Below are 22,270 nucleotides of genomic sequence, written 5' to 3'. Positions count from 1 at the left end.
ATAATATCCAAGATATCCAAAATCTAATCTAAAATCTGTTAACTCCAACTGGAAGTTTTTGAGGATTCAGTGATTGCCGTGAATTATGATTTTGCTGGATTTTCTCAATAGTTTCTTTGTAGACTTGGGCAAATCTTTCTTGGGTATGATTTGCTCTTGCGTATTCCCAAGCTTGGCGCGACATCCATTTTAAATCAGCAGTTGACACCTGGGAAATACGGTTTACGGCTTGTTTAATTGCCGGAATTGAACAATTAGGAAGAATCAAACCAAAATTATCAACGGTAACTCCCGATTTATAGCTGAGAATAGGGATTAATCCTTGATGTAAACAGCTAATTACTGCTCCTGATTGACCTTCAGAACAAGATGGATAGACTAAACCTATACAATTATCAGCAATTTCCTGAAATTTATCGCTGCTGACATCAACCCATCCCACAGTATGAATATTTTCTGTTTCATATAATTCTCGATAATATGCTTTCACAAAATCATCTTCCTTGTCAACTGGTCCGCAAATTGTCAGATGAAAATCTGGCATTTCTACAAACGCTTCTAAAGCCAAATCTAATCCCTTGTGAACCATTCCTCCGCTACTAAAAAATAGGAAGTTTTTTCGACATTTATCAAAATCTTTGCTTTCATTCCAAGGATAAGTTACTGGTGTCGAGACAGATATAGGATAAATCGGTTTGTTGGCATATTTATATGTACCAACGGTAAATTCGTTACCCAATACCATCGCATAATCAGCATGCTCTAAAGCATGGTTTGGTTGTTCAAAACGACGGGGTGCGAGGGTGACTCCTCGTCTTTGTTGTAGGTCTAATAGTCTTTTGGCTTCGGCGGCGTTGTGAAAGAGAATATGGGCTGTGTCAGCGTGAAATATTTTAATGCAATCTGGATTTAAATAGGGTGCAGACCGTTGTAGGTTCCAGCGTGTTTCAATAAAGAAATCGTATCTTTTTTCGGGGATAAATATATCATTATAGAAATTAATTACATCCACACAGTAACCCATATCCAGGAAGGTTTGAGCCATTTGCTGGCATTCCCACATTTGGGTATGGGAACGAATTTGCTCCGGAGTAATATTGGGTAAAAATGGTTTGGTAATATAGGATATTAAAACATTTCCAATGGATGATTTTTCCGGCTTTAGGGTAATAATTCTTCGTCGTTCAATTCTGTCTTGATACCGCTCTAATATTTTTTGAAATAGTTGATAAAAATCGTTAATTTTCCGCCTGCTGAATTTGACCATTTTGCACCTCAATTATTTTTTTGATAGGGTTGATTACCTGTAAATGTATAAACAAAGGTGATTTCTCATCTCTGGAGAAAATGAGATATTGATAATATTTTGAAACTAGCCGCGAAAAATAGGTGACAAAAAGGTTTGATGACTGGCGCACTCGTCAGTCATAAATAAGGTTTTAAAACAGCTAGCGCGCAACAACCTACTTACCCATGTACACCACGAGATGGATAGATAGTTTGTACCTAATCCTGGGTTAAGATGGACTAAACTTCCCGTATTTGGCAAATTATTACTAGCTGAAGCTAGTTTCTGCCAACTTTAACCAAGTTAAACTAAGTTATACTAAGTTTGCTGCACCAACCCTCAAGGAACAGTAATTTTTTATTTTTTAACTCTGTTATACTGACTGTATGTTACTACCTAAACAGGGATTAGCACTTAGTATTATGGGAAACTTTATATGAAAATTTGATGAAGCTATGGGTGAATTCAGATAAATTCCAGCAGATACATTGCGTCAATAGAGAGCAACGGGTAACCGAGACTATTCAATCAATACCAACTTACGGATAGAATTATGATGAAGACGGCAGCGACGAGCGATCGCAGCAGTAATCAGTAAACGCCACGCAGTCAAAGACAGTAACGAGAGATCAACTATTTCCAGTACATAGCTGAGATTACGATTTTTGATAGCTACCATCAACCAATGCAATCGTAAATACAGACGAACCGCATCAAAGCTAGGCATTCTCGGACGATGGATACCATCTACCAACTGGTAGATTTTCTTCTTCATCAAAATATTCGTATCCAAACGGTCTTGCAGAGAAAACTTGGCATTCAATGCACCAGTCCAAATTGTCCGAAAAGCCAAACATTCATTAATAAAAATCGCATCCCCAAACTGGGCAATCCGAATCCAAGAATCGATATCATCACAATTGGTATCCAAACTCGAATCCCAACCCCCCGTACTCAAAAAAGCATCACGACGACATGCAACCTGTACCGGTGTCCCAAAGGGCAATAACTCCAACAGCATGGCATAATGGATATCCACCTGGGGGACATAGAATGCCCTACCTGGGCCAAACACCGGAGTCCGACTGATTTCCGTTTCCATCGGGTCAACCTGAGCTGCAACACAGGAACAAATCACCGCATCCGGATGTCGAGCGATCGCGTCACTCATTTTTTCTAAACAATCCGGTGCTAAATAATCATCATCATCTAAAAACTTAATCCAATCCCCACTACTTACTTCCACTCCCACATTCACACTGGCCGCATGTCCCCTATTTACGGAATTACGATGGTATACTAACCGAGACTCCCCACGCTGTTGCATCTGTGTACATAAATTGCGCATGTATTCATCCGTACCATCCTGAGAACAGTCATCCACCACCACAACCTGGCAGTCAATCGTTTGATTTAAGGCCGAATCAATTGCCCTCCGCAACCACTCCAAACGCTGATAGGTTGTAATTACCACACTAAACCGCATACCCCACAATCCCAATATAAAGTTTTATCTTATACTTTCATCCTTAAAGCAATGCACTCCGAAAAACCCTCCCATCCAAGATAACTAGACTAAAAAGCATTTGTCGATTTATTATTATTGATTGTGAGTTTTTGAAAATGAGCATGAACGCGCAAGAGATTATCCGCTCCATTGAAGCGGAACAGCTAAAGTCAGATATCCCCGATATCTATATTGGTGACACAGTTCGTGTCGGTGTCAAAATTAAAGAAGGCGACAAATTCCGGGTTCAGCCCTACGAAGGTGTGGTGATTGCCCGTCGTCACTCCGGTATCAACGAAACCATTACCGTGCGTCGTGTCTTCCAAGGCGTGGGAGTAGAGCGGGTGTTTTTGCTCCATTCCCCCCGGATTGATGGTATTAAAGTCATCCGTCGCGGTAAAGTCAGACGTGCCAAACTGTACTATCTACGGGAACGAGTTGGGAAAGCTACCCGGATTAAACAACGTTTTGATCGTCCTTTGTAATTGGAGAATTCGCTTGGTTTGGCAATAAAGCAGGCTTGATCGAGCGCCCCTTTGTGAAAATAAATTGTACCCACCATCAAAAAACCGACAAAAATAATTTAAAATAATGCCAAGTTGCGTTATAATAGTAAAAGTCAAGCGCAATAAACTGAATTCAAGATACATTTAAGCGCTCTTAGTTCAGTTGGTAGAACGCAGGTCTCCAAAACCTGATGTCGGGGGTTCAAGTCCTCCAGGGCGCGCTCGTATTTTCAAAAGACTGCTACCCGGAATTGACGCATTCGCTGTAAAATAGTACAGCAAGAGCAATCCTATTTCGGGTAATATTTTTGTTTATACCCTTAGAACCTTGATGTCAGGGTGGCAATCAAATTGAGTATCTTCTACTCACTTCTAACATTTAGGTCAAAAAATTATTTTGTAGATCGGGGAGATACGCGGTTATGGCGAAGAAAAGCGAAGCGGAAATGCCAGAAACCCCGAGTGGTTTCAGCATTGGTAACTTTTTGCAAGGTACCAAAGAAGAATTTGAAAAAGTAGTTTGGCCCAGTCGTAAACAGTTATTTAGTGAATCGGCTGGGGTGTTATTGATGGTGACACTCTCCGCATCGTTGATATATCTAGTAGATAACTTTTTTATATGGGCAGCTAAACAGGTATTCTGATGAATTCTGCTACAGACGAAGGACATAACTCAGCATTGCATTCCGACGATACAAGCGATCGCGAATTGGGCAATGCAGTCCGCGAAGCCAGATGGTATGCAGTCCAAGTTGCTTCGGGTTGTGAGAAACGCGTAAAAACCAACATCGAACAGCGGATTCAAACATTCGATGTTGCCGATAAAATTATTCAAGTGGAAATTCCCCACACACCGGCGGTAAAAATCCGTAAGGATGGAAGTCGTCATCACAGTGAGGAAAAAGTCTTTCCCGGCTATGTGTTGGTGAAGATGATCATGGATGACGATAGCTGGTCAGTAGTCCGCAATACTTCCCATGTGATTAACTTTGTGGGTGCAGAACAACGACGGGGAAGTGCTAAAAGTCGCGGTCACGTCAAACCAGTTCCCCTGAGTCACTCAGAAGTGGAGCGGATATTTAAACAAACCAGCGAACAAGAACCTGTTGTCAAAATTGATATGGTTACAGGTGATAAAATAGTCGTGCTTTCTGGTCCATTCAAGGACTTTGAAGGTGAGGTAATCGAAGTGAGTCCAGAACGGAGTAAACTAAAAGCCTTACTTTCAATTTTCGGACGAGAAACACCCGTCGAATTGGAATTTAATCAGGTTCAAAAGCAGAGCTAACTAGAAATGGCGAAAAAGGTTGTAGCCCTTATTAAACTGGCATTACAAGCGGGTAAAGCCAACCCCGCACCACCAGTTGGTCCAGCTTTGGGTCAACATGGTGTCAATATCATGGCGTTTTGTAAAGAATACAACGCCAAAACCGCAGACCAAGCGGGTATGGTGATCCCGGTAGAAATTTCGGTATTTGAAGACCGGAGTTTTACCTTTGTTCTCAAAACTCCCCCCGCATCGGTATTGATTAAAAAAGCAGCGAAAATCGAAACCGGTTCCAACGAACCCAACAAGAAAAAAGTCGGTTCCATTACCCGTGAGCAATTAAAGCAAATTGCCCAAACCAAAATGCCAGACTTAAATGCGAACGACATCGACGCAGCGATGAAAATCATTGCCGGAACGGCGAAAAATATGGGTGTGGCAGTTGTGGACTAATCACAGCCTATTAATCCCATCCAAAATTACAAGTACAACATCACAGAATTGGGGGAGAGAATATTCTCGCAGCACCCCAGGAGTAAAAAATGGCCAAAAAAGTATCCCGTCGCTTGCGTGAATTACAAGCGAAAGTAGAACAGCGAGATTACGCACCATTAGATGCACTCGCATTGTTGAAAGAAACAGCAACAGCGAAATTTCCCGAAGCAGCCGAAGCCCATATTCGCTTAGGTATTGACCCCAAATATACCGACCAGCAACTGCGGACGACCGTAGCCTTACCTAAAGGAACTGGTAACGTGGTGAGAGTAGCAGTTATTACTCGTGGAGAAAAAGTAACCGAAGCGAGTAATGCGGGTGCGGACATCGTAGGTTCAGAAGAACTGATTGACGAAATTTTCAAAGGGCGGATGGATTTCGATAAATTGATAGCCACCCCCGATGTAATGCCCCAGGTCGCAAAATTAGGTAAATTACTCGGTCCACGGGGTTTGATGCCATCACCCAAAGGTGGTACAGTGACACCAGATGTCGCGGCTGCGATCGCAGAATTTAAAGCTGGGAAACTAGAATATCGAGCCGACCGGAGTGGTATCGTCCACGTTATGTTTGGTAAAGCTTCCTTTTCCCCAGAAGACTTATTAATCAACCTCAAAGCTCTGCAAGAAAGCATCGACCGTAACCGACCTTCTGGAGCCAAAGGTCGTTATTGGCGTAGTCTCTATGTTGCCTCCACAATGGGACCCTCCATCAGCGTTGATATCAACGCCCTCAGAGACATGAAAGCAGAAGCCTAATCTCGCAATAATTTAGGAGATGGGGTTGCATCGGTGTCAATTATCTGTTAAAAGTTAATTTGGTAAACCTATGGATAATTTCCCATCTCCAATTAAAAATATTTGAGATTGCGCTCAATGCCGGAGACAGCAGGTGCTTAATAGCTTAATTTCCTGCCGAGGTAAAAGCAAAAATTATAATTAGATTTTTGTTGTGGAAATGTATAATTTTCTTTCCACACAAATTTAGATTTAATCTAGCTAACCTCGAAACTCGATCTGACCCCGGCTTTTTCAGGAAAAATTAGCCGGGGTTAACTTTATTGCGACTTGGAGATGTGCATGATGCACCATCATCAAAAACTAACCCATGACCCATCAATTACCCATACACAGGAGGTGAGAACGGATGGGTAGAACAATAGAAAACAAAAGGGAAATTGTTGAAGAACTTAAACAAACCCTCAGCGAGTCAACCTTGGCATTCGTCATTGATTACCAAGGATTGACAGTAGCAGAAATCACCAACCTTCGGCGGAAACTACGTCCGAGCGGGGCAGTTTGTAAGGTGACAAAAAACACCTTCATGGGTATTGCCATCAAAGAAGAAGAAAAATGGCAACCTCTCAATGATTTGTTGAAAGGTTCTAACGCCTTTGTTCTCGTCAAAGAGGATTTTTCTTCCGCCATTAAAGCTTACCAAGAGTTCCAAAAAGCCACCAAAAAAACCGAACTTCGCGGTGGTGTCATGGACGGACAACTGCTAAAAGAAGCAGATATTAAAGCCCTTGGTGACTTACCCTCGAAAGAGCAACTCATGGCTCAAATTGCTGGAGCAATCAACGCAGTTACAGCCAAAATTGCTATCGGTATCAACGAAGTTCCAACTGGTTTAGGACGCGCAATTCAAGCTATTGCCGACAAAGAAAAAGGTGACGGTGAAGCTGCGTAATTTCCCTTGCTATTGATTTTGGCAATTAGGTTTGCTGCAATCAATCAATAATTCAATTATCGACTATTAGGAGTTTGAAAAATGTCTGCTGCAACCGATGAAATCTTGGAAAAATTGAAAGGTTTAACCCTTCTCGAAGCCTCTGAACTTGTGAAACAAATTGAAGAAGCTTTTGGAGTTAGCGCAGCTGCACCTGCTGGTGGAATGATGATGATGGCTGCACCTGGTGCTGCACCTGCTGCGGTGGAAGAAGAGAAAACTGAATTTGATGCAATTCTTGAGTCTGTACCCGCAGATAAGAAAATTGCTGTTCTCAAGATTGTCCGTGAATTAACCGGTTTAGGTTTGAAAGAAGCGAAAGACCTGGTAGAAGCTGCACCGAAAGCATTATTTGAAGGTGTCGCGAAAGAGAAAGCTGAGGAAGCTAAGAAGAAAATCGAAGAAGCTGGTGGTAAAGTTGTAATCAAGTAATTTGATTATTTTTATGCCAAAGTAGCGGTATTTTATAGATTACTGCTACATCATGATGAATTTTTCAGCTTTATTTGAGAATCATTAAAACCTGTGTATTTCCACAGGTTTTTTTGTAAATTAATGTGAGTTCGGTGAACCTCACCCCAACCCCTCTCCGACTTCATAGAGGGGTAGAAAATCCGTAGTTTTCAATCAAGAATCAATTATTTCAAAACCTCTGTTCTCAAGAAAGAGAGCTTTGGAGAGGGATTCTTTTTATCTGTCGAATTCACGTTAGATTAACTCAAATCTTGCAGTTTAAGAATTAATGCTAAGGGTCTGCGGAAAAAGTTTTTTAGTCAGGGTAGGGAATAGGGAGAGACGCGATATGTCGCGTCTGTACAGGAAATATTTTTAACCCTACGGATTTCACTTTTCACAAGACCCCAAAAATGACAAATGCCAGGTTTTTCAGCCTCTCCTTACAAAATATAGAGACGCTATATATCCCGTCTTTACTATTACTATTTTTCAGTAAGCCCTACTTAAGCCTTAATTACTCTAAGCTCTAAAATCCATAGACGCACGTAGTGCGGCTTCCCGTAGGGTAATCTAAAATCCAAAATCCAAGAGTCCGAGTAGGGTTTCAATTTCTGTTAACATTGTGTCTATATCTTTTGCTATTTCTGCAAAACATTGGGGTGGAGGTGTATCGGGTTGAAAATAAATCAATTTGATTTGTTCGTTCCCAATGGCAATCATGAGAACTTCAATTTCTGGGTTATAGTGTTCAATTAAACCGAGGATTTCCTGCAATCTATTTTCAACGTTATCGTTGAGTTTCTGAATCGCCTCATCCGGACAATAAACAAACCGAGGAGGTTTGGGTTTTAAATCAATCCCAATAGTTCCTTGATTACGTTGATTTTCTAACCACAATCCCCAAGCTAAAGCAGCTAAATTCCTTTGATGGTCTTTCACAAATCGATCCAGTTGATGCTGCCATTTGCTATCAGATGTAGGGGATGGGTTAGATGCAAACATAATTGCCAGTGGAGAAAAGTTAATGATGTTAAAAGCAATTATACCAATTTTTGGTAACTTTCATACATCGAGGTAAAATAACTAATTCCTAAATTAATAATTTCGGAATTTGCTGTCACTAAGGCATATTCTTCATCGCAATATTTGATGCAGACAGTAAAGGATTTCATCAAAGGGCTACGGTTAATTACCAGATATTCGCCAATGTTGAGATTTTTGTCACAATCACATAATCTTAACCAAACCGGAAATGGGTAATTAGAGTTTTGTGATGGCAGTGGTAGGGGTAAATAAACTGTAACCATGAGTCAAGAAAGATAAATATAGGGAATTGAAACGGTCGAGAAATGTTGGTAATTTTTCTCGCCTCAATATAGCTAGCTTCCGATTTGGATTTAATTCATGATTTCCTAATTTTATTAGTTTTTTAAAATCAGAAATAAACCGTTACTAAAATTAATTTAATTTACGTACTATTACTGAGGTGATGCTTCTAATAATTTACATCCTGGGGACAAATTATTCATGAGTATATTAATTCGAGAAATATGAAAATCACAAGATAGTCAAAATATCGGCAAAACAGTCTTTTTGGCGCAAAAATCCGTATTTCTCCCTATAATTGGTGACACATTAATTGGGAACCATAGAACGGTAGTTATGGTTTTCGGTGTGTAGACAGCGTGAATATTATTAATTATCACCCTAGTCGTTCTCAGCGATGCTGGTATTTCATTTTGATGATTGCGCTTACAAGTATGGGAATAGGAGTAGGTGCATTGATTTACTTGCTAAAGCTACCTGATGTCACAAGTTGTGATTCAGCAGTTCAAAATGATGCTGGAGAGTTGATATATTGTGCAACGACAATGGTGGATGTGCAAGATGCACAGAAATTAGTCACCGCGATTAATTTAGCTAATCGGATACCGCGGGATAACCCTTTACGGGAAAATAGCGATCGCTTAATTAATCAATGGTTAAATGCATTATTGGAAGTGAGTGAAAAATCCTTCCATCAGGGAGATTTTCCCACAGTTATTGAGACCCTAGAGGAGGTTTCAGAAAATATTCCTAACTATTCTATAGTTAGAGAAAAAATTCAATTTTGGCAAAGTGTATGGGAACAGGGAGAAAGTATTTATGAACAAGCCAAAAATGTGGTAAATCTGCAAGAACGAGATACATGGTACAAGGGACTGGAAATGGCTAAAGGCTTAAAAAAAGTCAAAAATGAATATTGGTCTGGTAGTCAGTATTACCAATTAGTTCAGCATATTCAAGGGATACGGGAACAAGCAGAGAAAATAGAACAAGAAGAAAAAATTACCCAGCAGCAAGAGAAGGAAGCAGAAATTGCTCGTAACAAGTCTAGAAATCAGGATTTGTTATCCTCAGATGTAGACGGGCTACGGGGGGATTCTCACAGAGATTCGGTACAATTAGAGAAAGCCCGTAATCTGGCCAAAAGTGGTAAAGTTCATGATATGCGTCTAGCGATTAGTGAAGCTAGTTTAGTAATTAGTGATACACATTATCAAGATGCACAACGACTAATTAGTAGCCTAGAAAAAAGGCTAGAATCAGCAGAAGATAAATCCTATCTGGAAAATGCTCGTAAAACTGCTATAAATGGTGATATTGTGTCATTGCAATCTGCAATTAATGAAGCTAGCTTAGTGAGGAAAAATAGTCCTTTTTATCAACAATCTCGTCAACAGATACAGCAATGGCAACAGCAAGTAGTCAAGTTAAATCAAAACCGCTCCCAAGTTTCTGTATCAGCAAATTCCAGTTATCGTCAGCGATATAATTCAAATTCAACCACAACTAATTCGAGTAATTTACAGCAAGGATTTCAGCGAAGTGTTACCAATCCAGAATCAACATCTATTCCCGTTTTTTCGTCTATTCGTGATATTTCTCAAACGACATTTCAGCCGTATTTTCAAACTAGCGATATTGAGAAACTAGAACGAGATTTGATTAATCAGGAGTTAGCTTCTCCAACTAGGAATTAATGACCATGATTTGATTAGGTATCTCTAATATTTAGTATTTAGCCTCAATTGGGTGTATTTACTATTAAAAATCATCTGATATCAGAATCTAATTTAAATATTGAAATGACTGAGGTCTTTAGGAAATAGGTGACTATTCAAAAAGGTGTAATTATTTTTTAGCGCTAGTATAGGATATGCAACAAAAATCAAATACAATTTCTATCTAATCAACAATATTTACAGAGAATACTGAAAAAATAATCCCACAAATAAATACTGTCAAGATTACACATGTCCCTCTCCTTAATAGTGAATGGGGTATCTCTGGTATGGAGATTTTATCAATAAGATAGGTCTTAGTATATAAGGATGTTTTAAAATTCGACTTTAATACTTAACAAGCTCGTTTTTTGGGAGCAGGAAAAGACGCGACATGTCACGTCTGTAGGGGAATCGGGAATAGTTTATAATGACAAATATACCGTTTGAGCTTGTTTACCCTATTAAAAAAGATGCTTAAGTCAGTAGTGATTAACACTTTCCAAACATCCTCTAAGTAGTTGTGCAAATAAATAATACATTTAAGCAAGGGGACAATGGTACGGGAAGAGACACGACATGTCTCGTCTGTAGGGGGAGTAATTAAAAACTTTATCTCGTTAGAAAATAGGATGTAGGGAGTAGTAATTGGGAATAAGCGATTTTCTTGTTTGCTTGTGTTTAAACGATATAGGGGACTGCGTTGAAAAATATCTATTATTTATATTATGTACATGTATTATTCTCGTAAACCTTTCTAGTTATTTTCGTTACCTTTAGAGAACTAGAGAGAGAATTGTACCAGTTAACCTAGACATGGGTAAGTTGGCTCTGTAAGATATTTTCAGCCATTGGTATAGATGTTATCACCTCGCGATACTCCATATAAATCGCTGAATATTAAACGTACAAACTACGCGTTTGCGCATTATATTGAAGTTAGGGCGATCGCAAATAGGGTCTGGTGGTTTTTACCCCAGGGTCATAATCACAGCTTAACTTAAACATTTTGACCTTTATTCAAGTCATAACTAAATTTTCAACCATGTCTCAAAATTTATGGGAGAATAATTTTCTGCAAATTGGGATATTATCATTTATTTGCAGTTTTATCAGTTTAATGATTTTCCAAAAAAGTCAACTGATATTAAATTTATTTACTTCCCTAATTAATCGATTATTTTCTGCTGATTTCGCCTCTAAACTACAAATTTTGACTATTGAAAGTCAACAATTAATTGGTGTCGTTGTTGTTTTATTCATAACTGATATTATTCTGTGGATATCAACTTTAGCTGGTAAGTTTCCTAGCCTTGAATTAATGGTAAGTTTGTCGTTAGTAATTACGACTACTTGGTTAGTTTTTCAAATCATTAAACAGATATTCGATATCTATTTGCTGGAAACGGCTGTTGAAAAAGGTAAAAAAGTTAATAGCGAATTATTAATTATTGGTAAATATGTTGCTAATCTGCTAGCAATTATTCTCATAATTATTGTTTTTGCTGAAACCCATGAAATTAATGTTTTTGGTTTAATTGCTAGTTTAGGAGTTGGAGGAATTGCGGTTGCTTTTGCAGCACAGAAAATTTTAGAACAAATACTGGGAGGTGTGGTAATTTATTTGGATCAACCTTTTGTTGTGGATGATTATATCGGTTTACCAGATGGAACTTTTGGTCGGGTAGAATCGATTGGTTTGCGTTCCACAAAAATTCGTACTTCTGGTAAAGGAACTATTGTGATTGTCCCAAATAACTCCTTGATTCAAACCAATATTGAAAACTTTACGGGTGCAAAAAAAGTCATGGCAATTATCAATTTGACTTTTCACCAGGTTATTAATCAGGAAGAGCAGGCTTTAATTAGGCAAATTATTATTGATAGTACAAATAATATTTTTGGACTGGATTCACGTAATACGGATGTTAATTTCCGGGAAATTAGTAATGGCACAGAGGAATTGCAAACTCAAGCTCAAATTACTTTTTTTATTCTTGGTTCTGGAGAGGTTTCTTTTGAGTTACGTCGTCAATTATTGGATGTGGCAGCTCAAACAATGGCCACAAAACTTCATGAGTATGAACTGGGATTTAAAATTGAAGAACCAACTATATATATTGATGCACCAATTACTATTTAAAATCCGTCTAGATAGGAATTTTAGAGAATTTTTTAAAGGTCGATTTCAATCCTTAATAAGCTCATTTTTTGCGAGTAGAAAGAGACGCAACATGTCGCATCTGTACGAAAATCAGGGATAGTTTATAACGAAAAATATACTGTTCGAGCCTATTTCATGTCTTCAAGAAGTGGTTGATAAAGTATTGATTGACACTTGACAAACATCCTCTTAGATATTGGAAATCAAAGAATTGACGAAGTTACATGATGATGAAAATTATTATTTAGTATTTAGTAAATTTTCAATAGATATAAATGATGATTTTTTCTTGGATAGAAATGGGAGTATTCCTCAAAAGCGAAACAGGAGAATCGATTTTAACTCGATTGGGTTTATTTGTCGGATTTCTTTTGCTTTCCTTTGTGATTGGTCGATATACTCCTTGGTTCCTGAGAATTACCTTACGGAGATTTTTACCTCACCAAGCTGGTGTTATCTATGATAATTTATTAGAGCCGATTCGCGGAATTCTGAAAGTTTTTGTCACCATTATCCTGATTTCTCTGTCTTTAAAATGGCTGGAACAATACCAACAAGTATATGATTTTCTGCAATTCATTGCCGATTTTGCCGTCATTGCTAGTGCTGCTTGGTTCGCTTCCCAACTCATGCGTCAAATTTTGCGTGTGTATGCGATCGCAATTGTCCAAAGTTTCGGTCAGGGAATCGATGAATCCCTCAACATCATTGAAACTGTCATCAACGTCCTCATCGGATTGATTGCTGTTCTCACCTTTGCAAATCAACGCTTTGACCTATTTGGTCTCTTCGCTGGTTTGGGTATCAGTGGAATTGCGATCGCCTTTGCTGCTCAAAAAACTTTAGAACAAATTATTGGTACTATAGTACTGTATTTAGATCGACCTTTTCTACCGGGTGAATATATTCGCATACCTTCTTCATCTCGATTATTGGAGGAAGTATTTGGTCGGGTTGAGTCCATTGGTTTGCGTTCGACAAAAATTCGGATTGCAGCCAAAAGTACTTTGTTAATAGTACCAAATTCGATTTTAGCGACTTTAGAAATAGAGAATATTACCCGTGGTAAAAAAATTATGGTACTGTTGAATTTTAACTTTACCAAACTCTTAGATGAACGGGAAGAAGCAATTGTCCGACAAATTATTCAAAGCAGCACAGATTTATTGTTTGGAATTGACCCAGGAAGTACGAATATTGCCATTGTCCACGAACAGGAAAAAAGTCGAGCGCGGGTGACATTTTTTATCCTGGGTTCGACGGAAAGTTCGATACAGTTAAGAAAAAGATTATTAGAACTTGCTAACGATGAGATTTTTCACCAATTTAAAGATTATGGGATTGCCTTTAGTATGCAAGAACCCAATCTCTATGTCGAAGCACCCGTAACCATTTAAAACAGGACTGATACTGTTTTATTTTGAAGTTGATACAGCAATCCTAAATAGTTAGTGAACAGAATTATCCCACATAAGTGCTTTCTCAAATCATAACACTTGATGGTTGACGGCAAGATAATACTCTTTCAACTCACAATACCGTACTTGCTGCTTGTTCACAATTTATTATTGCTGTACATTTATTTAGGAGAGCTTTCCCTACATTTCTCACAAGGGAGTGATAAGCCTTGAGTAATGGGTTAATTTTCCTACTACTCCCTACTCCCATCACGGACTACTCACTGAAAGCTTTAGGAGTTTGTGAGAAATCCGGGTTTCGGGAGTAGAGGAAGAAAATGTATCAAAATTGTCGTGAAATAGTATTATTCAAGGACAACCCAAATACCCTCATTGCGACGCAAAGTAGCAATGCTAAACACCTAAATTTCTGGTAACTAGTGCGTAAGTCCTATTACACTATAAAGATATAAAGAAATGTTAACAAATGCAGTGGTGGTATGGATTGGAAAGAGATTGCTGGTAACTGGGTTTTAGTACCTATTAGACCGAGGGGTATTGTACATTTTTTAGGCGGTGCATTTGTCGCTACTGCACCCCATATTACCTATCGTTTATTACTGGAAGCTCTTGCGGAGGAGGGATATATGGTGATTGCGACTCCATTTATCAATACCTTCGATCATAGCGCGATCGCACAGCAGGTTTTGCGTAACTTTGAACGAGGGTTAATCCGTCTAGAAGACCGGGGAATCATTGGTAGCGGTTATTTACCAATTTACGGGATGGGACACAGTATGGGTTGCAAGCTCCATCTGCTGATTGGTAGTATGTTCCCTGTGGAACGGGCTGGTAATATTTTTATTTCTTTTAATAATTTTGCCGCCCGTGATGCTGTACCCTTAATACAGCAGTTGAACACCACCTTTGCTAATACCACACTAGTGACAGAATTCACACCAACTCCAGCCCAAACTAATGACATGATTCGCGCTAGCTACAATGTGCGTCGCAATCTAGTCATTAAGTTTACCAATGATACCCTAGATCAATCCCTGGGGTTAAATGAAGTTCTGGAACAGCGATTTCCCGGAATGGTAGTGACTCAAATCCTTCCTGGAACCCATCTTACCCCCTTGGGACAAGATATAAAATGGCAAGTTGGTACGGATTTTAATCCTTTTGATGCGGTGGGGCAATGGTTTCGTCAAGAAATTCTGCGGGATTTTAATCAGTTAAAAAAAACCGTATTGTTTTGGTTAAATCCACTCCGATAGCAGACAATTCCAATAATCAGTTATGCTGGTTGAACAAAAAATTTTTGCCACCCATCCAGAAAGACAATAAATCACCTCCCGACCTAAAATCCCATGACAAAATAAATTATTTTGATGTAACATCCTCTCAGCAACAGTTTAGTTGTATTTATTTAGGGATGTTAATTGTGCTACTAAATACAAAAAATCGGTTAAAAATATTGAGCATCCTCTGTGCTGTTTTGTTAATTATCTGCACAGGATGTAATCAACCTACTAATACCACTCAAACAGGTGAGAGTTCCACTAAGACTCAAACAAGTGACAATCGTACTGGTAATGTCATATTCATACATCCTGATGGTACCAGCCCTTCCCACTGGGGTGCAGCGCGGATGTTATACTTAGGACCAGATGCTCGGTTGAACTGGGATAAAATGTCCCATTTAGGGGTTTATCTGGGACATATGAAAAATCAACTGACGGCTACTTCCAATGGAGGTGCTGTCACCCATGCGACGGGTGTGAAGGTGAATGCGGATTCCTTTGGTTTAGATGAAAACCAGCAACCAGTAGTTGCAGCATCGGGACAAGCAAAGACAATTATGGAAGAAGCGATCGCAACTGGTAAGGGAACTGCTTTAATTAATTCGGGGATGATTCATGAACCAGGTACAGCTGCATTTGTCGCAAAAGCCTCTGGACGGAGGTTGTTTCCAGAAATTACGAAGCAGATAGTGGAGTCGGGAGTAGATATTATTTTGGGAGGGGGAGAAAAGTGGTATCTTCCCAAGGGTGTGAAGGGTTTTCATACTAGTCCAGAGGAAGGTGAACGTACTGACGGGGTAAATTTGATTGAAGTTGCTAAAAGTAAAGGTTATACGGTAGTTTATACCCGCGATGAGTTGTTAAAGTTATCCCCTAATACCAAGAAGGTGTTAGGGGTTTTTGCTGCGGATGATACCTATAATGATGATACAGAGGAGGAATTACAAAAGAATAATTTACCTTTGTATGTACCGACTGCTCCGACGGTTGCAGAGATGTTGGATGTGACTTTAAAAATTTTGTCCCCCCAAAATAGACCGTTTTTGATTGTGTTAGAGGAGGAAGGTACAGATAATTTTGGTAATTATAATAATGCTAAGGGAACCTTAGAGGCAATGAAACGGGCTGACGATGCGGTTGGTGTGGCGATGAAGTATATTGAAAGTAATCCAAATACCTTATTGCTGACAGCTGCTGATAGTGATGCAGGGGGAATGGAAGTGATTGGAGTGACGGAAAAAGATTTTCCCCTGGATCAACCCGTACCGGAAAAAAGCAATAATGGCGCTCCTTGGGATGGTAGGGATGGAACGAAAACTCCTCCGTTTGTCTCTGCACCGGATCGAGAAGGAAAACGCTTTCCCTTTGCTGTGGGTTGGTCAAGTTCGGGGGATAATACGGGAGCAATTGTGGCGAAAGCACATGGTTTAAATGCGGATAAATTACCGACGACTTTGGATAATACGGAGATTTATCGGATGATGTATTTGACTTTATTTGGTAAGCGAATCGAGTCGAAGTGATTTTTTGGTTTTTAAAAACCATAGTAAATTTTGGGTTTGATTTCGTCAGGACGCGGTAGGTCGCGTCTTTTTATTTTGTGAGGGGATTTCGATTTTGTTCGGCATAAATTACGATTTTTTCAATCCGATTTAACCTGGTTTCTAAGCGTTTCGCACTAGTCAGCCATTGCAGAATATTTTTTTTCGTAGACCGATTAAAAGCCAGAAAATTTTGTTGAGCGATGGAATTTGCGGTGAGCGCTTGGTTTAAATCTGGTGGTATAATTAAGTCCTCAACAGCATCTAAACTATTCCAGGAACCATCTTGTTTGGCTGCGGTAATTTTTGCTAACCCAGCTTCAGTCATTAAATCTTGGCTAATTAATTCTTCGATATACTTTTTATTTAATTTTGACCAAACACTTTTTGGTTTCCGAGGGGTAAATATTTGTGTATATCTTTCCTCATCGATGGATTTAACCTTGCTATCAATCCAGCCAAAACATAATGCTTCTTGGACAGCTTCACTGTATTTCACACTGGGTTTACCACTGTTGACCTTATAGTAAATAAGCCAGATTCCCACAGATGTTTGATGATTCTGGATTAACCAATCTCGCCATTCCTGACGACTCTGGGGACAAAAAGTTGCTAATTGCTCTTCAAACTTGACCATAATTCATACTGAATTGTAAGTTGGGAGTTGGTAGCAGAATTGCGTAGGTTGGGTGGAAAGCAGTGGAACCCAACAAAACTGACTGCGCATCAGCTTACTAATCGGGAATTTTTTCCTCTTCCTGATATTCCTGTTCCCTCAACGGTTGAACTACCCGCGCGATCGCATCTTGAATAAATGCTTTAATAAATTCATCCCGTTTGTTGAGTTGGAATTGCCGTTGAACAACTTCGGTCATCCCTCCGTCTCCCCAATCCTGGTCATTACGAAAATATTCAATAAAGCTTTTTCCCGCAATCCTAGTTAAATAGGCAGCTGTAATCCCTTGAATAGCACGACCAATGATAAATGTACTCACATTCAATTGTAAAGCCGTGGTGACTAACTGAATGGCTCCCTTGACTATTCCTAAACCCGCAATGGTTTTCGCCAAGGATAAAGCCAATTCCCTTCCCCGTTCCAAATTCAAATCACAACCGTATACCCGACCAATTTCCACCACCATTTGGGCATTTACGGCTGCGGTGGCCAATAAATCAACTACGGGTAGGGGTGTCACCGAAACCACACCAGCCCCAATCCACTGATACCGCTCGACAATTTTATCAGCTTGTCGTCGCCGTTGTCCATCGATAAGTTTGCGAGCTTCTTCCCCTAAGCGCAAGGATTGCAGTAAAATATTATCTGCCACTAAATCCTCCCCTTCCGCTCGTAAAATTGCCGCCATCCGTCGCAACAAAGGTAAAATTTCCGGTTCCGGTTGACAAATTTCTCCCCCTTCCAATTCAATTGGTTGGGGATTAGCCGTGACGGCAATCACATCATTCACACTCACAAAACCCTTGAGACGCTGACGTAACCTCGCTAAAATTGCCTCCCTATCCTCATCCGTATATAAATCTATCTTATTCAAGACAACTAGCGATCGCTTACCAATTTCTGCTAAACTACGCAACGGTTCGTATTCGGAACGGCGTAAATCGTTATCCACCACAAATAACAACAAATCTGCCTCCGTAGCCAGCTCCCGCGCTAACTGTTCCCGTTCCGTTCCCGCTACACCCGCTTCTAATATCCCCGGTGTATCGGTAATTAATATTTTCCGTTCTAAACCCTTAAGACGCAAACAATAGGTTTCCCCAGCTGTAGTGGTTCCCATTGGTGCATCCACCCGTCCCACCATCCGTCCCATAATCGCATTCACGAGGGAAGTTTTCCCTGCGCTACCCGTACCAAAAACCACAACTTGGATTTCTCCCTGTCGCAGATTAGCTTCAATTTCCCTGGTTTTACTAAGTAAGGCTTGACGGGTGACTTCGTCTTGTATTTGGGAAACCTGTTGTTGGACAGCTTTAAGGGTAGAAGAAGCAGCTTCCGAGCGAGCTGCGGGAATCTCTGCTGGGGTGACGCGTTTTCTAGTAGTGCGTTTTTTCCTTTCCCCCTTTTGCATTTCCAGCACATAATACACAAAGGCTGCAATTAGCAAACCGATCAGAACCACCAGGAGAAATACCAGTAAATTTCCTAAAAACGGGGAATAGGAAAGTTGCCATGATAAACGCGACAGCGAATCAATCAGCCACAGACTTAGGGCTAAAATGACGATTAATCCAACTATTAGTGTAACTAGACGCGGAACTGGCATGGAAATTTAATTTATAATTTGTAATATCCGCTACGCGGGAAGCAAGCTACGTAATAGCCGTTGGGCTTGACTGTGCCTACGTAATCATTGAATTGAATGGATTATCCCCGGATTTGGAGTAAATTCCTAAAACTTACAGGGAGTGGAGGGAGACGCAAATTATGATGACAATCATCCCTTCATACCATTTCACAAAAATGTTGATACGAAATTGTTTTTCTGCTTTCGCAAGCTTCCCATCAGGTATCAACTCCAAAGTCAAACGGCATTACTCAATGCTTACCCTCCCTCACAAATGTAGATATCGATTGAGCATAACGCAGTAAAACCTAACGTACAGTTACGGTTTTGATTTTATTATAAGCGCCTACAGGGTTTGAAATACGCTCTCGCCATATTGTAAAAGAAACACACAGATAAACCTCCTCCATAATCAAAAATCAAAATTGGAGTTTTCGTCATTGCACTTCTTCCTGTAGCGGAGCGACCGTAGGGTCGTAACTTTCTTACTTGGGTAGCAATCTCAATAATCATGAGTGAAAACTACGGTTCTCAATTCAGGGACATGGTTTAAATAATGCTGTCACCAAGTTGGGTCGCTAAACACGTTTACAGTCAATTGTTGACGACCAGGGGGAACTGAGTAAATACAAGCACGAACGATTTCTTCTCCATCTAATTCAACTGTACAAGCGTGACAAGAACCCATTAAGCAACCTGTGGGGATGGATACACCAGCACGGTCTGCCACATCTAGTAGGGGTTCGCCAACGGTAGCTGCAACGGTGATATCTTCGGGGAGGAAACGAATGCTAACAGACATAATATTTTCAGGGTGTAACTTCTGGTTGAGGAATAGTTAATTGATAAATCTTTATAACTTGTTACATTAACGCACATTTTGATTTTCGACATTTTTTTCGCTGTCAGCATCCAAGGGTGATATGCTCCCCTATTCCCTACTCCCTAAAATTTTGAGAGATTTGCTCCAAATCCGGGTTTTGCGATCGCATAGCATAATTGTTGTATTTCACGGGTATAAACTACTGAAATCCTATTTTCCTACTTCTACTCCATTGACCATTAGGGGGATTTGCATTGATCCACAAAACCTGGATTTCTCAAGAGTAAGTTGTCAGCCTTGAGTGACCGACTAATTTCCCCTATACTCCCTATTCCCCATAGCCATTTCTGTGATAACCATTTATTAACATTCTATTAAACTATTTTTGTATAGTTATGATGAATCCGAAAAAATCAACGATTTATTCACATTAAAAATTTGTATTAAGGGACAAAATTTGCTTGAGTATTACTAACTATTACTGGGCGATTCCCAGAAAATCTACCTATAATAGTCCCAATCATTGATAAATTAACCCTGAAACGTATATGACTAAAATAGGATTAGAGAATAAATTGGCTCAATCCTCGGAGTTAGAAACCTTATCTTTCCTTAAAGACCAATCGACAGCAAGTTTAATTATCCTAGATTTTGACGAAACCCTATTACTAAGGAATTCCACAGAAGAGTATCTCGATACAATTCAACCACGAGCGATCGCAGCCATCATTCTCTACATTTTAGATGCCATTAAACCGTGGAAATTTCTACCAGGAAAAATTGGTGGAGATACCTGTCGGGATTGGATTCGTGTCTTAGTTGTAACAATTTTATTTCCCTGGAATATATTTCTGTGGCGAAATCACGCTCGTCAATTAGCAGCAAACTTTATAAATACGGAATTAGTTGCAGCTATTACCACCCATGAATCCCATAAAATAGTTGTAGCTACCAAAGGATTTGAATTTATTGTTCAACCAGTTATTAAACACCTAAATTTCGCTATCCACGAACTGATTGGTTGTCGATTTTGGTTAGGATCTATCGATAGACACAAAAATAAAGAGGATTTAATTGCTAGCAAAATCAGTTTACCGGAAATCCAAAAAAGTGTTGTAGTCACCGATTCCCGCGACGATGCATCCCTATTAGCAATCGTTAAACATCCTTTTTTAGTAATTTGGGACAAGGCCAAATATATCCCCGCAATGCAAGATGCCTATATTCCCCTATTTTATTTAGAAAAAGTCAAACGTCCAGGTCAACAAACCATCAAGCAAGTAATTCTCAAAAATCACCTTTTTTCCCTGATATTAGCCCTCAGTTTAATTAGTCCTCATCCGATTTTCCATATAGCTGGATTGACCTTACTTGTCATAGCTTTCTGGTGTATCTATGAATTGGGATACTACGAAAATGACCAAATTGCCGAAAAATTTGAGGAGAAACCCGTTCTCTCGGCAACCTACCATCAGTATAAATCGAAAATGGATCAATGGCAGCCGTGGTATTGGGCTGTTATTCTCTCATTTTTCGGAGTTGGCTGTATCGAAGCGAGTCAAATTGATATTTGGCAAGGTAATCATCTGGTAATTTCCGAATTATTCGTCAAAGAGCATATTCAAGATTTATTCATCAAATTATCTTGCTGGTTATGTATACTTTTATCTACTCGTCTCACCTACGTTGCTTATAACTATCTCGATGAACAAACCAGAATTTGGATCTACCCGATTTTACAGGTTTGGAAATTCTTTGGTTTCCTCGCAGTGAGTGTGAGTAATCTTATCGGTGTGATATTATTATTCAGCCAATTATTAGTAGAATGGATTCCCTACAGCATATATCGATGTGGAGGTAATCGCCGTCAATTTAAAGAGCAAACTTTTCGTTTATTGATTTACATCTTCCTGTGTCTAGCGATCGCTACCGGAATGCATGATATATCGCTACTAACCAATCCCCAATTTGTGATTATCCTCATTTGGGTTATTTTGCGCAGTAAGTCAGAATTGATAGAGTTGTGGAATAATGCTTACCTACTTTCCTCAATCTCCCCAAGCCATACTCTGAAGTCTGATTAAGGTCTGATTGAATGGTGAAATAACATCTTACCGGAAAAAACAGACAAAACCCGAAATCTCACAAAGCAGTTACGAGCAACGCGACTGTACCCCGTGCGACCAGCTGAACGACAATGCCTTGCTTTGTAATTCCATGAACCGCCACGCGATAACTTACAAGAATGATTATCACTGTCATCATACCAAGCAATACCGTCACTAGGTGCTGAATGGTAGTTTTCATACCAATCATCTTGACACCGCTCCCAAACATTACCGTGCATATCATACAAACCGAAGGCATTTGGAGGAAATAATCCTACTTTGGTTGTTTGCTGACGATACTATCCTTTCGGAGCAGAATCATAAATGACCATAAAATTT

At 39.6% G+C, this 22,270-nt stretch carries 20 protein-coding genes, 1 tRNA gene, 1 pseudogene and 1 other annotated feature; of the genes and pseudogenes, 14 read left to right on the top strand and 8 right to left on the bottom strand.

The genetic code is table 11. The features are described 5' to 3' along the window. Positions 1 to 28 precede the first annotated feature (28 nt). Positions 29 to 1,267: a glycosyltransferase gene (locus CDC37_RS01630; RefSeq protein ID WP_231943187.1), complete on the bottom strand. Its 1,239-nt coding sequence runs from the start codon at positions 1,265 to 1,267 to the stop codon at positions 29 to 31. Between the two features lie 541 nt (positions 1,268 to 1,808). After that, positions 1,809 to 2,774: a glycosyltransferase family 2 protein gene (locus tag CDC37_RS01625; protein WP_096620185.1), complete on the bottom strand. Its 966-nt coding sequence runs from the start codon at positions 2,772 to 2,774 to the stop codon at positions 1,809 to 1,811. A gap of 143 nt (positions 2,775 to 2,917) precedes the next feature. Here CDC37_RS01625 and rplS point away from each other — a divergent pair, with 143 nt between their 5' ends. The 8 genes from rplS (at position 2,918) to rplL (ending at position 7,223) form a co-directional block, all read left to right on the top strand. Beyond that, positions 2,918 to 3,280: a 50S ribosomal protein L19 gene (gene rplS / locus CDC37_RS01620; protein WP_096620184.1), complete on the top strand. Its 363-nt coding sequence runs from the start codon at positions 2,918 to 2,920 to the stop codon at positions 3,278 to 3,280. Between the two features lie 169 nt (positions 3,281 to 3,449). Then, a tRNA-Trp gene (locus CDC37_RS01615) sits at positions 3,450 to 3,522 on the top strand. Positions 3,523 to 3,723: 201 nt separating this feature from the next. Beyond that, a complete protein-coding gene (secE, locus tag CDC37_RS01610) occupies positions 3,724 to 3,945 on the top strand; it encodes a preprotein translocase subunit SecE (RefSeq protein ID WP_096620183.1) in 222 nt (73 codons plus the stop codon). Further along, positions 3,945 to 4,589, top strand: a complete 645-nt coding sequence (nusG, locus tag CDC37_RS01605) for a transcription termination/antitermination protein NusG (RefSeq protein WP_096620182.1) — start codon at positions 3,945 to 3,947, stop codon at positions 4,587 to 4,589. The genes secE and nusG overlap by 1 nt, the downstream gene beginning before the upstream one ends. A 6-nt stretch (positions 4,590 to 4,595) precedes the next feature. Continuing rightward, positions 4,596 to 5,021 carry a 50S ribosomal protein L11 gene (rplK, locus tag CDC37_RS01600; protein WP_096620181.1) on the top strand — a complete coding sequence of 142 codons (426 nt, stop codon included), beginning with the start codon at positions 4,596 to 4,598 and terminating at the stop codon, positions 5,019 to 5,021. An 89-nt stretch (positions 5,022 to 5,110) separates the two neighbouring features. Next, a complete protein-coding gene (gene rplA, locus CDC37_RS01595) occupies positions 5,111 to 5,821 on the top strand; it encodes a 50S ribosomal protein L1 (RefSeq protein WP_096620180.1) in 711 nt (236 codons plus the stop codon). A gap of 102 nt (positions 5,822 to 5,923) precedes the next feature. Continuing rightward, positions 5,924 to 6,060, top strand: a sequence feature (ribosomal protein L10 leader region). A 149-nt stretch (positions 6,061 to 6,209) separates the two neighbouring features. After that, on the top strand, positions 6,210 to 6,752 hold the full coding sequence (gene rplJ / locus CDC37_RS01590) for a 50S ribosomal protein L10 (protein WP_096620179.1): 543 nt from the start codon (positions 6,210 to 6,212) through the stop codon (positions 6,750 to 6,752). 81 nt (positions 6,753 to 6,833) lie between these two features. Beyond that, entirely contained in the window at positions 6,834 to 7,223 is a 390-nt protein-coding gene (rplL, locus tag CDC37_RS01585; RefSeq protein ID WP_096620178.1) for a 50S ribosomal protein L7/L12, read from the top strand. A gap of 594 nt (positions 7,224 to 7,817) precedes the next feature. Here rplL and ccmS read toward each other — a convergent pair. After that, a complete protein-coding gene (gene ccmS, locus CDC37_RS01580) occupies positions 7,818 to 8,249 on the bottom strand; it encodes a beta-carboxysome assembly chaperone CcmS (RefSeq protein ID WP_096620177.1) in 432 nt (143 codons plus the stop codon). A gap of 38 nt (positions 8,250 to 8,287) precedes the next feature. Then, positions 8,288 to 8,554, bottom strand: coding sequence for a hypothetical protein (locus CDC37_RS01575; protein ID WP_096620176.1), 267 nt, complete (start codon positions 8,552 to 8,554; stop codon positions 8,288 to 8,290). Positions 8,555 to 8,989: 435 nt separating this feature from the next. Between CDC37_RS01575 and CDC37_RS01570 the strand changes: the two genes are divergently transcribed. The 5 genes from CDC37_RS01570 to CDC37_RS01550 all read left to right on the top strand — a co-directional run bounded on the left by CDC37_RS01570 (position 8,990) and on the right by CDC37_RS01550 (position 16,679). Then, positions 8,990 to 10,270, top strand: a complete 1,281-nt coding sequence (locus CDC37_RS01570; RefSeq protein WP_157780621.1) for a hypothetical protein — start codon at positions 8,990 to 8,992, stop codon at positions 10,268 to 10,270. 1,066 nt (positions 10,271 to 11,336) lie between these two features. Continuing rightward, a complete protein-coding gene (locus tag CDC37_RS01565; RefSeq protein ID WP_096620174.1) occupies positions 11,337 to 12,434 on the top strand; it encodes a mechanosensitive ion channel family protein in 1,098 nt (365 codons plus the stop codon). A 296-nt stretch (positions 12,435 to 12,730) separates the two neighbouring features. Continuing rightward, on the top strand, positions 12,731 to 13,852 hold the full coding sequence (locus CDC37_RS01560) for a mechanosensitive ion channel family protein (RefSeq protein WP_096620173.1): 1,122 nt from the start codon (positions 12,731 to 12,733) through the stop codon (positions 13,850 to 13,852). Positions 13,853 to 14,352: 500 nt separating this feature from the next. Then, a complete protein-coding gene (locus CDC37_RS01555; protein ID WP_096620172.1) occupies positions 14,353 to 15,129 on the top strand; it encodes a DUF1350 family protein in 777 nt (258 codons plus the stop codon). Between the two features lie 158 nt (positions 15,130 to 15,287). Next, a complete protein-coding gene (locus CDC37_RS01550) occupies positions 15,288 to 16,679 on the top strand; it encodes an alkaline phosphatase (protein ID WP_096625803.1) in 1,392 nt (463 codons plus the stop codon). A 70-nt stretch (positions 16,680 to 16,749) separates the two neighbouring features. Here CDC37_RS01550 and CDC37_RS01545 read toward each other — a convergent pair whose 3' ends face one another. The 3 genes from CDC37_RS01545 to CDC37_RS01535 form a co-directional block, all read right to left on the bottom strand. After that, positions 16,750 to 17,334 carry a YdeI/OmpD-associated family protein gene (locus CDC37_RS01545; protein ID WP_096620171.1) on the bottom strand — a complete coding sequence of 195 codons (585 nt, stop codon included), beginning with the start codon at positions 17,332 to 17,334 and terminating at the stop codon, positions 16,750 to 16,752. A gap of 97 nt (positions 17,335 to 17,431) precedes the next feature. Further along, on the bottom strand, positions 17,432 to 18,979 hold the full coding sequence (locus CDC37_RS01540) for a YcjF family protein (protein ID WP_096620170.1): 1,548 nt from the start codon (positions 18,977 to 18,979) through the stop codon (positions 17,432 to 17,434). A gap of 583 nt (positions 18,980 to 19,562) precedes the next feature. Next, on the bottom strand, positions 19,563 to 19,802 hold the full coding sequence (locus CDC37_RS01535; RefSeq protein WP_096620169.1) for a 2Fe-2S iron-sulfur cluster-binding protein: 240 nt from the start codon (positions 19,800 to 19,802) through the stop codon (positions 19,563 to 19,565). A gap of 569 nt (positions 19,803 to 20,371) precedes the next feature. On the opposite strand from CDC37_RS01535, the gene CDC37_RS01530 reads away from it, so the two are divergent. Next, positions 20,372 to 21,907: a haloacid dehalogenase-like hydrolase gene (locus CDC37_RS01530; protein WP_096620168.1), complete on the top strand. Its 1,536-nt coding sequence runs from the start codon at positions 20,372 to 20,374 to the stop codon at positions 21,905 to 21,907. On the opposite strand, the pseudogene CDC37_RS01525 reads toward CDC37_RS01530, so the two are convergent. Further along, positions 21,904 to 22,212, bottom strand: a pseudogene (locus CDC37_RS01525) (formylglycine-generating enzyme family protein); the annotation flags it as partial. The gene CDC37_RS01530 and the pseudogene CDC37_RS01525 overlap by 4 nt on opposite strands. Positions 22,213 to 22,270 lie beyond the last annotated feature (58 nt).

The sequence above is a fragment of the Calothrix sp. NIES-3974 genome (assembly GCF_002368395.1).
In the GTDB taxonomy this organism is placed as follows: Bacteria; Cyanobacteriota; Cyanobacteriia; order Cyanobacteriales; family Nostocaceae; genus NIES-3974.
Note: the sequence above shows the minus strand (reverse complement) of the source record. Positions and strands in the feature narration are given on the sequence as shown.

Excerpts from the sequence above, each read along its gene's own strand:
- rplL (WP_096620178.1), top strand. The coding sequence starts at position 6,834 with ATGTCTGCTGCAACCGATGAAATCTTGGAAAAATTGAAAGGTTTAACC.
- rplJ (WP_096620179.1), top strand. The coding sequence starts at position 6,210 with ATGGGTAGAACAATAGAAAACAAAAGGGAAATTGTTGAAGAACTTAAA.
- CDC37_RS01550 (WP_096625803.1), top strand. The coding sequence starts at position 15,288 with ATGTTAATTGTGCTACTAAATACAAAAAATCGGTTAAAAATATTGAGC.
- CDC37_RS01625 (WP_096620185.1), bottom strand. The coding sequence starts at position 2,774 with ATGCGGTTTAGTGTGGTAATTACAACCTATCAGCGTTTGGAGTGGTTG.
- rplS (WP_096620184.1), top strand. The coding sequence starts at position 2,918 with ATGAACGCGCAAGAGATTATCCGCTCCATTGAAGCGGAACAGCTAAAG.
- rplK (WP_096620181.1), top strand. The coding sequence starts at position 4,596 with ATGGCGAAAAAGGTTGTAGCCCTTATTAAACTGGCATTACAAGCGGGT.
- CDC37_RS01560 (WP_096620173.1), top strand. The coding sequence starts at position 12,731 with ATGATGATTTTTTCTTGGATAGAAATGGGAGTATTCCTCAAAAGCGAA.
- CDC37_RS01555 (WP_096620172.1), top strand. The coding sequence starts at position 14,353 with ATGGATTGGAAAGAGATTGCTGGTAACTGGGTTTTAGTACCTATTAGA.
- CDC37_RS01630 (WP_231943187.1), bottom strand. The coding sequence starts at position 1,267 with ATGGTCAAATTCAGCAGGCGGAAAATTAACGATTTTTATCAACTATTT.
- CDC37_RS01565 (WP_096620174.1), top strand. The coding sequence starts at position 11,337 with ATGTCTCAAAATTTATGGGAGAATAATTTTCTGCAAATTGGGATATTA.
- CDC37_RS01575 (WP_096620176.1), bottom strand. The coding sequence starts at position 8,554 with ATGGTTACAGTTTATTTACCCCTACCACTGCCATCACAAAACTCTAAT.
- CDC37_RS01545 (WP_096620171.1), bottom strand. The coding sequence starts at position 17,334 with ATGGTCAAGTTTGAAGAGCAATTAGCAACTTTTTGTCCCCAGAGTCGT.
- CDC37_RS01570 (WP_157780621.1), top strand. The coding sequence starts at position 8,990 with ATGATTGCGCTTACAAGTATGGGAATAGGAGTAGGTGCATTGATTTAC.
- CDC37_RS01530 (WP_096620168.1), top strand. The coding sequence starts at position 20,372 with ATGACTAAAATAGGATTAGAGAATAAATTGGCTCAATCCTCGGAGTTA.
- ccmS (WP_096620177.1), bottom strand. The coding sequence starts at position 8,249 with ATGTTTGCATCTAACCCATCCCCTACATCTGATAGCAAATGGCAGCAT.
- secE (WP_096620183.1), top strand. The coding sequence starts at position 3,724 with ATGGCGAAGAAAAGCGAAGCGGAAATGCCAGAAACCCCGAGTGGTTTC.
- CDC37_RS01540 (WP_096620170.1), bottom strand. The coding sequence starts at position 18,979 with ATGCCAGTTCCGCGTCTAGTTACACTAATAGTTGGATTAATCGTCATT.
- nusG (WP_096620182.1), top strand. The coding sequence starts at position 3,945 with ATGAATTCTGCTACAGACGAAGGACATAACTCAGCATTGCATTCCGAC.
- rplA (WP_096620180.1), top strand. The coding sequence starts at position 5,111 with ATGGCCAAAAAAGTATCCCGTCGCTTGCGTGAATTACAAGCGAAAGTA.
- CDC37_RS01535 (WP_096620169.1), bottom strand. The coding sequence starts at position 19,802 with ATGTCTGTTAGCATTCGTTTCCTCCCCGAAGATATCACCGTTGCAGCT.